This is a genomic window from Pseudomonas sp., from assembly GCF_035277045.1.
In the GTDB taxonomy this organism is placed as follows: Bacteria; Pseudomonadota; Gammaproteobacteria; order Pseudomonadales; family Pseudomonadaceae; genus Aquipseudomonas.
The window spans coordinates 1-8,008 of sequence record NZ_DATELE010000192.1 but is presented as its reverse complement, the minus strand read 5'-3'; the positions used below and the strand labels follow the sequence as shown (position 1 = coordinate 8,008).

Sequence of the window (8,008 nt, the reverse complement as noted above, 5' to 3'; positions counted from 1 at the left end):
AGATCGCGCCGCCCAAGGCGCGGACGATGTAGCCCGGATGGCTGGCCTGCAATGCCTCGACAAAGGAGTAGGTGAGGGTGCCGTCGTCGTTGATCGCGCGCCACATCAGGCCCTGGGTGATGCCGTTGACCCACATCGAGGCGATGTACAGCACGGTGCCGATGGTCGCCAGCCAGAAGTGCGCATTGATCAGGCCGACGCTGTGCATCTGCCCACGCCCATACAGGCGAGGGATCATGTGGTACACGGCGCCGATCGAAATCATCGCCACCCAGCCAAGCGCTCCGGCGTGGACGTGGCCGATGGTCCAGTCGGTGTAGTGCGACAGCGCGTTGACCGTCTTGATCGCCATCATCGGGCCTTCGAAGGTCGACATGCCGTAGAAGGCCAGCGAGACGACCAGAAAGCGCAGGATCGGGTCGGTGCGCAATTTGTGCCACGCGCCCGAGAGGGTCATCATCCCGTTGATCATGCCGCCCCAGCTGGGTGCCAGCAGAATGATCGACATCACCATGCCCAGCGACTGCGCCCAGTCCGGCAGGGCGGTGTAGTGCAGGTGGTGCGGGCCCGCCCAGATGTACAGGGTGATCAGCGCCCAGAAATGCACGATCGACAGGCGATACGAGTAGATCGGGCGTTCAGCCTGCTTGGGCACGAAGTAGTACATCATCCCCAGAAAACCCGTGGTCAGGAAAAAGCCCACGGCGTTGTGGCCGTACCACCACTGGATCATCGCGTCGGTCGCGCCGGCATACGCCGAGTACGACTTGAACAGGCTCACCGGCAAGGAGATGTGGTTGACGATGTGCAGCATCGCCGTGACCAGGATGAAGGCCCCGTAGAACCAGTTGCCGACATAGATGTGCCGGGTGTTGCGCTTGACGATGGTGCCGAAGAACACCACCGCGTAGGTGACCCAGACGATGGCCAGCAGGATCGCGATCGGCCATTCGAGCTCGGCGTACTCCTTGGTGGTGGTGTAGCCCATCGGCAGGGTGATCAGGGCGCTGACGATCACCGCCTGCCAGCCCCAGAAGGTAAAGGCCGCCAGGCTGTCGGAAATCAGCCGCGCCTGGCACGTGCGCTGGACCACGTAGTAGGAGGTTCCGAACAGCGCGCAGCCGCCGAAGGCGAAGATCACCAGGTTGGTGTGCAGTGGACGCAGGCGACCGAAACTCGTCCAGGGCAGGTCAAGGTTCAGGTCCGGCCAGACCAGCTGGCAGGCGATGAACACGCCCACCCCCATGCCAAGGATTCCCCAGACCACCGTCATGATGGCGAACTGGCGGACGACCTTATAGTTATAAGCAGTCGGGCTGATTGCTGTAGTCATTCTAAGGCACCACGGTTTTTGGATATTCTTGTGGGTCGACGTTGCACGGCGTCATTAGGCTCGATGATTGTACACAAACAAATCTTTGTAATGTGTACTGTTTTTCGCCTTTTTCTGTCCGTTCGGTCAAGCTTTTTTTCAGGTCCTAGAAAGGCGAGTTCGGCGCTGTAGCCATGCAGCCTGTGTGGCTACTCGACAGGAAAGCTTAGTTCCGCCGGTGTATTCATGTCAGGGTTTCCATCCACGGTTATAGACAGACTGATGAGCGAGGCAAGCATGAGTAAGGGGCCAATGGCCGGTATTGACGGGGATCAATGGGCGCGGCTGGCGCAGACACCCGGCTGGCGCTGTGATGCGCCGCAGGATCAGGGCGATGGAGACTACCCGGGGTGTCTGATTCTCGCCCATGGGGCGGGCGCGCCGATGGACAGTCCGTTCATGGACGACATCGCGCAAAAGCTTGCGGCGCAAGGGATTGGGGTCGTTCGCTTCGAATTTCCCTACATGGTCCAGCGGCGCGCCACGGGCGGCAAGCGTCCTCCCAATCCACAGAAGGTGTTGCTCGAGACCTGGCGTGAGGTGTACCGGCAGGTGCGGCTATCGGTCGCTGGCCCCATCGCCATCGGCGGCAAGTCGATGGGCGGGCGCATGGCCAGCCTGCTGGCGGACGAGCTTGGGGCCGATGCGCTGGTGTGCCTGGGCTATCCGTTTCATGCCGTGGGCAAGCCGGAAAAACCGCGGGTCGAACACCTGGCAGGATTGGCGACGCGCACGCTGATCGTGCAGGGCGAGCGCGATGCGCTGGGCAACCGGGAGACGGTGCAAGGGTATGAGCTGTCGAAAGCGATCGGGTTGTGCTGGCTGGAGACGGGGGATCATGACCTGAAGCCGCTGAAGGTGTCGGGGTTCAGTCACGAGCAGCACATGCGGACGGCAGCGGGGAGGGTGGCGGCGTTTCTCAAGCAGCGGGGATGATGTGCTGGAAAGGCCGCTCCCCCAATCAGGCAGGATCGCTAGCGGATCAGTCGCGGTACTCGCAGAGGTACGCTGTATCCACCGCCACTTTCAGCTGGAACTTGCTGTTGGCCGGTACATTGAACTGGTCGCCCGTCTTGAAGGTTTCCCAGTTGTCGCTGCTCGGCAACTTGACGGTCAGCTCGCCGGACACCACATGCATGATCTCGCGCTGGGCAGTGCCAAACTCGTATTCGCCCGGGGCCATGACGCCGACAGTGGCCGGGCCTTCGCCGGTGGTGAAGGCGATCGACTTCACGGTGCCATCAAAGTACTCGTTGACTTTAAACATGGGCGACTCCTGAAAAAATAGGATGGAAAAAGGGCTGGCCAGTATGCCCAAGGCATCTGGCCTCGTCATCCGCTTTCAGGCACCTACCGCAGGCAGGCTCAGTGGCAGCAGTCGCGCGGTGTTGCGCGCATCCTCCAGCGCCCTGTGCTGCTGCCCGGTAAACTGCAGCCCGGCCAGTTGCAGCGCGCCGTTGAGCCCGAGCGGGCGCTGCAGGTGGCGCGCCTTGGCAAAGCGTTGCTTGAGGTTGATGTGCGGCACCCCGGCCAGCAGGCTGTGCAGCCGGTGCTGCTGCCACTCCTGCACCAGTTGCTGGCGATCATAGTCGCCCCAGCTGACCCAGGCCTGCAGGTGCGGCTGGTGGTGCCCCAGCCAGCGCTCGAAGGTCGCCCAGACCTCGGGCAGCGCGGCGGCGCTGTCGACGCTTGCCTGGCTGATGTGCGTCAGCTCGCGGCAGAACGGGGTCAGCTGCGGGCGCCTGCGCGGGCGGACGAAGCGCTGGAAGTGATCGACCTCGCGGCCATCACGGGTCACCAGGCTCGCGCCGATTTCAATGATTTCCATGTCCGTTACCGGCCAGCCACCGTCGTCGGTGGTAGCTTCCAGATCGATCACCAGCCAATGGCCCATACAAGGTTCCCATGCAAAATGCTCAGGTGAGCGTAGCCAATGTCGGCCAGCCTGCCATCGCGCCGGAAACATCAATGCCCGTCGGCAACCCGGCCGTGACCAGCACAGCGTCGACCGGTTGGACCGCGAGCGCCTGGCGCTGTTCAACGGCGGCCATTGGCCTGAAGCCGGATCCGCTGCCTCTGGATGAGGCGCTCCGCCTGATCGGGGCCACCGTTACGCTGACACCCTCCGGCAGTGCACGGACGCGTCCCGGATCATGAAATTCACCAAGGTCGGCGAAACCCCTAGCTCCTTGGCGATATCCTTCTGCAGTACCCCATGCAGGCGATACATCTCGAACGCATAGCGGGTGCGCTGCGGCAACTCACCAAGCGCATCGGCAATGTGTTCAAGGGTGGCCAGGTGGATATGCGTGGTCTCGAGCGAGGCGTTGTGCAGGGCCACGTTCCGGCCTTCCTCTTCACTGCCCGAATGCCTGAGCTCCATCGCCTGCTTGCGGTAGTGATCGATGGCCAGGTTGCGCACGATCTGGAACAGGTAGCTGAGTTGCGCCTTGAACGACGAGGTGATCTGCGGTGCGCAAGGCAGCCGGAAAAAGGCGTCCTGCACTACATCCTCGGCGCGTGAACGGCAGCCGGTGATGCGTGAGGCAATCTTGACGAGGATGCTTCGATTTTCGACGAACGCCTGGAGCAGTGGTGAATCACACTTACTTGTGGATGCTTGTTCCGTCATTGGAAATCACCTGTCTATGTAGGAAAAGGAAGCGGCTGATGTAAGGCGCTTCCTCAGACGGGCGATAACCTATTCTTAATGATAATTATTGTCAAACGAGAACTTGCGTCAATAACCGCTGTGGGCTCGTGCCATGCAGCGTTGCCGCCTGCGCATGCGCAAGGAAGGCTGAAGCGTTCTCGTCGCCTCAGCACCAATTACCCGCTGCACTTGATTTCCAATCGTTTACCTACAACTATCAATGCAGACCCGGTAACAGGCCGTCGAGCCTGCAAGAGCCCACCCCGGCGCTGTTCGGTCAAGGAACGCAACGACTTCCTCCTGCCCGAGTCCGAACAATGCCTAACAAATCCATGCGGATCCTCATTGCTGACGAGCACCCCAGCCAGCGATTGCAGCTGGAGAAGATGCTCAATGGGCTGGGGTACTATCGCATCGCCCCGGTCGAGTGTTTCGAGGACTTGCAACGTCTCGTGCAAGGCGCGTTGCAGCCATTCAACCTGCTGATTGGAAACATCGACCTGGCCACCCATGCCGGGGTCGACCTGGCGCGCTTTTGTCGCGTCAGCCCCCAGGTCAAGCATGCCTTGCTCTACCACTCCCAGCACCTGAAGGTACCGAACCTGCCCGTGGCCCAGCGTCAGGCGGTCAGCATCAGCCTGCCCAAGGTGCCCGACAACGAGACGCTCGTGTCATTCATGACCCTCATCGACCTGCCGGTGCTGGTCGGGCAGGTGCCGCTACCCGCTGGTCTCTCGGAGCCGTTGGGGTTTGCCTCCCGGCGGCGCTACCTGATCAATACGCTGTTCACCCGGCCTTCCTGACAGCCCGGGAATCATTGATGGCGAGGTTTTGCTATCCTCTTGCGCTTTGCCGATCCGCGGACCGCTTCCAATGACTGCCATCGATACCACCCGCCAGACCCGGCTCACCCGTGGTGACCACCGGACCTTGAGCCTGGCGGCGCTGGGTGGGGCGCTGGAGATCTACGACTTCATAATCTTCGTGTTCTTCGCCCTGACCCTGAGCCAGCTGTTCTTTCCACCTGAAATGCCCGAGTGGCTACGCCTGCTGCAAAGCTTCGGGATTTTCGTCACCGGTTACCTCGCGCGGCCGTTGGGTGGCATTCTCATGGCCCATTTCGCCGACCATCTGGGCCGCAAGCGGGTGTTCAGCCTGAGCATCCTGATGATGGCCCTGCCGTGCCTGCTGATCGGGCTGATGCCGACCTATGCCGATATCGGCTATGCCGCGCCGCTGATCCTCCTGGGCCTGCGCATCCTGCAGGGCGCCGCGGTGGGCGGCGAGGTGCCAAGCGCCTGGACCTTCGTGGCCGAGCACGCGCCACCCGGGCGGCGCGGCTACGCGCTGGGCTTCCTGCAGGCGGGTCTGACCTTTGGCTACCTGCTGGGCGCGCTCACGGCGACGCTGCTGGCGCAGTTGTTCTCTCCCCAGGAGATCCTCGACCATGCTTGGCGCTACCCGTTCCTGCTCGGTGGTGTGTTCGGCGTCATTGGCGTGTGGCTGCGCCGCTGGCTGAGCGAGACGCCAGTGTTTCTCGCCTTGCGCGAGCGGCGAGAGCAGCCGGTGGCCTTCCCGCTGCGCCAGGTGTTCGCCGAGCATCGCCGGGCGCTGATGCCGGCCGCCTTGCTGACCTGCGTGCTGACCTCGGCCGTGGTGGTGCTGGTGGTGATCACCCCGACGGTGATGCAGCAACGCTTTGGCATGAGCCCCGGGTCTACCTTTGGCCTGAGCAGTGTCGGCATTGTGTTTCTCAATATCGGTTGCGTGCTGGCCGGTCTGCTGGTCGACCGTCTGGGCGCCTGGCGGGCGCTGCTGATCTACAGCCTGTTGCTGCCGCTGGGGATTGGCGGGTTGTATGCCAGCCTGGTGGGGGAGTGGGGCTGGACGGGTGTTGCCTATGCGCTGGCCGGGTTGTCCTGCGGCGTCGTGGGAGTGGTGCCTTCGGTGATGGTTGGGCTGTTTCCGGCCGAGATCCGGGTGTCGGGAATCTCGTTTACCTACAACGTCGCCTACGCGCTGTGGGCCAGCACCACGCCGCTGGCGCTGATCGCGCTGATGCCCTGGAGCCCATGGGTGTGCGTCGGGTTCTGTCTGGTGATGGGTGTGGTGGGGGCGCTTACGGCGGGGTATTTCGGGCGGCGGGAGGTGTTGGAAGGTGAGGTGGCGATCGCCTGATGGCTTGAGAGGGGCTGCCAAACCAACCCCCACAGGCCATGGTACCTTGCAACAAATGTGGGAGCGGCGGTTCGGCGTCCCGACTGGTCCCGCGATGCGCCGCGCGGGCGGCGCTCGATCTCAGTGACGGCACAAGGCCCCAAGCGCACACCCCGCGATGCGCACTCCCAATCACCTACATATTCGGGTAAGTCGGCCCGCCCGCACCTTCAGGGGCCACCCAGGTGATGTTCTGGGCCGGGTCCTTGATGTCGCAGGTCTTGCAGTGCACGCAGTTCTGCGCGTTGATCTGGAAGCGCTTGGCGCCGTCTTCCTGGGTGATCACTTCGTACACGCCGGCCGGGCAGTAGCGCTGGGCCGGCTCATCGTAGAGCGGCAGGTTGCTGGCGATCGGGATGCTCGGGTCTGTGAGCTTCAGGTGGCAGGGCTGCTCTTCCTCATGGTTGGTGCTGGAAAGGAATACCGAGCTGAGCTTGTCGAAACTGAGCTTGCCGTCGGGCTTGGGGTAGTCGATTTTCTTCGAGTCGGCCGCAAGCTTGAGGCAGGCGTAGTCCGGCTTGGTGTCGCGAAGGGTGAACGGCAGCTTGCCGGCGAACCAGTTCTGGTCGATGTAGTTGAACGCCGCGCCGAGCATCGGGCCGAACTTGTGCATCGCCGGGCCGAAGTTACGGCTGGCGAACAGCTCTTCGTAAAGCCAGCTGGCCTTGAAGCCCTCGACGTACGCGGTCAGCTCGTCAGCACCTTCACTGCCGGCCAGCAGCGCATCGGCCACCGCTTCGGCGGCGAGCATGCCGGACTTCATCGCGGTGTGGCTGCCCTTGATCTTGGCCACGTTCATGGTGCCCAGGTCGCAGCCGATCAGTGCGCCACCCTTGAACACCATCTTGGGCAGCGAATTGATGCCACCCTTGGCCAGCGCGCGCGCGCCGTAGCTGATGCGCTTGCCGCCTTCCAGGTACTGGCTGAGCACCGGATGGTGCTTGAGGCGCTGGAATTCGTCGAACGGCGACAGGTACGGGTTGGCATAGGACAGGTCGACGATCAGGCCGACCACCACCTGGTTGTTTTCCAGGTGGTACAGGAACGAGCCGCCGGTGTTCTCATTGCTCACCACGTTCAGTGGCCAGCCGGCGGTGTGCACCACCAGGCCCTGTTCGTGCCGGGCCGGGTCGATTTCCCAGATTTCCTTGAGGCCGATACCGTAGTGCTGGGCATCGGCGTCGCTGTCGAGGTTGAAGTGCCGGATCAGTTGCTTGCCGATATGGCCACGGCAGCCTTCGGCGAACAGGGTGTACTTGCCGCGCAGTTCCATGCCAGGGGTGTACAGGCCGTCCTTGGGGTTGCCCTCGCGGTCGACGCCCAGGTCACCGGTGAGAATACCGCGCACCACGCCGTTTTCGTCGATCAGCGCTTCCTGTGCGGCGAAGCCTGGATAGACCTCCACGCCCAGGTTCTCGGCCTGCTGGGCCAGCCAGCGGCACAGGTTGCCCAGCGAGATGATGTAGTTGCCCTGGTTGTGCATGGTCTTGGGCACGAACAGGTCGGGCACCTTCACCGAGCTGCCCTGGTCCTTGAGCACGTAGATGTCGTCGCGCTTGACCTCGGTGTCGAGCGGGGCGCCCAGTTCCTTCCAGTCAGGGAACAGCTCGTTCAGGGCGCGCGGCTCGAACACCGCGCCGGAGAGAATGTGCGCACCGACCTCGGAGCCTTTCTCGACCACGCAGACGCTGATCTCGCTACCGGCTTCGGCGGCCTTCTGCTTCAGGCGGCAGGCGGCGGACAGGCCTGCCGGCCCGGCGCCGACA

9 protein-coding genes are annotated in these 8,008 nt (G+C 62.9%); 3 read left to right on the top strand and 6 right to left on the bottom strand.

Features of this window, described 5'->3' with window-relative positions; translation table 11 throughout:
• Positions 1-1,333 (bottom strand): cytochrome-c oxidase, cbb3-type subunit I (gene ccoN / locus VJS90_RS09950; protein ID WP_324121487.1); only part of this gene is annotated, 1,333 nt, incomplete at its 3' end.
• A 276-nt stretch (positions 1,334-1,609) separates the two neighbouring features.
• Here ccoN and VJS90_RS09945 point away from each other — a divergent pair.
• A complete protein-coding gene (locus VJS90_RS09945) occupies positions 1,610-2,308 on the top strand; it encodes an alpha/beta family hydrolase (protein WP_324121485.1) in 699 nt (232 codons plus the stop codon).
• 46 nt (positions 2,309-2,354) lie between these two features.
• Here VJS90_RS09945 and VJS90_RS09940 read toward each other — a convergent pair whose 3' ends face one another.
• The 4 genes from VJS90_RS09940 to VJS90_RS09925 all read right to left on the bottom strand — a co-directional run bounded on the left by VJS90_RS09940 (position 2,355) and on the right by VJS90_RS09925 (position 4,004).
• A complete protein-coding gene (locus tag VJS90_RS09940; protein ID WP_324121483.1) occupies positions 2,355-2,639 on the bottom strand; it encodes a pyrimidine/purine nucleoside phosphorylase in 285 nt (94 codons plus the stop codon).
• Between the two features lie 75 nt (positions 2,640-2,714).
• On the bottom strand, positions 2,715-3,266 hold the full coding sequence (locus tag VJS90_RS09935; protein WP_324121481.1) for an exonuclease domain-containing protein: 552 nt from the start codon (positions 3,264-3,266) through the stop codon (positions 2,715-2,717).
• Between the two features lie 22 nt (positions 3,267-3,288).
• Positions 3,289-3,423 carry a hypothetical protein gene (locus tag VJS90_RS09930; RefSeq protein WP_324121479.1) on the bottom strand — a complete coding sequence of 45 codons (135 nt, stop codon included), beginning with the start codon at positions 3,421-3,423 and terminating at the stop codon, positions 3,289-3,291.
• Positions 3,424-3,482: 59 nt separating this feature from the next.
• Complete coding sequence (locus VJS90_RS09925; protein ID WP_324121478.1) at positions 3,483-4,004, bottom strand: RNA polymerase factor sigma-70; 522 nt, start codon at positions 4,002-4,004, stop codon at positions 3,483-3,485.
• Between the two features lie 338 nt (positions 4,005-4,342).
• On the opposite strand from VJS90_RS09925, the gene VJS90_RS09920 reads away from it, so the two are divergent.
• Together VJS90_RS09920 and VJS90_RS09915 are read left to right on the top strand one after the other, a co-directional pair.
• On the top strand, positions 4,343-4,828 hold the full coding sequence (locus tag VJS90_RS09920; protein WP_324121475.1) for a histidine kinase: 486 nt from the start codon (positions 4,343-4,345) through the stop codon (positions 4,826-4,828).
• 70 nt (positions 4,829-4,898) lie between these two features.
• Entirely contained in the window at positions 4,899-6,203 is a 1,305-nt protein-coding gene (locus VJS90_RS09915) for an MFS transporter (protein WP_324121473.1), read from the top strand.
• Positions 6,204-6,378: 175 nt separating this feature from the next.
• Here VJS90_RS09915 and VJS90_RS09910 read toward each other — a convergent pair.
• Positions 6,379-8,008, bottom strand: a 1,630-nt coding sequence (locus VJS90_RS09910) for an electron transfer flavoprotein-ubiquinone oxidoreductase (protein WP_324121471.1), incomplete at its 5' end; no start/stop codon positions are given.

What these genes read in the sequence shown, in the direction of transcription:
- VJS90_RS09935 (WP_324121481.1), bottom strand. Translation starts at nt 3,266, where the DNA reads ATGGGCCATTGGCTGGTGATCGATCTGGAAGCTACCACCGACGACGGT.
- VJS90_RS09915 (WP_324121473.1), top strand. Translation starts at nt 4,899, where the DNA reads ATGACTGCCATCGATACCACCCGCCAGACCCGGCTCACCCGTGGTGAC.
- VJS90_RS09920 (WP_324121475.1), top strand. Translation starts at nt 4,343, where the DNA reads ATGCCTAACAAATCCATGCGGATCCTCATTGCTGACGAGCACCCCAGC.
- VJS90_RS09945 (WP_324121485.1), top strand. Translation starts at nt 1,610, where the DNA reads ATGAGTAAGGGGCCAATGGCCGGTATTGACGGGGATCAATGGGCGCGG.
- VJS90_RS09930 (WP_324121479.1), bottom strand. Translation starts at nt 3,423, where the DNA reads ATGGCCGCCGTTGAACAGCGCCAGGCGCTCGCGGTCCAACCGGTCGAC.
- VJS90_RS09925 (WP_324121478.1), bottom strand. Translation starts at nt 4,004, where the DNA reads ATGACGGAACAAGCATCCACAAGTAAGTGTGATTCACCACTGCTCCAG.
- VJS90_RS09940 (WP_324121483.1), bottom strand. Translation starts at nt 2,639, where the DNA reads ATGTTTAAAGTCAACGAGTACTTTGATGGCACCGTGAAGTCGATCGCC.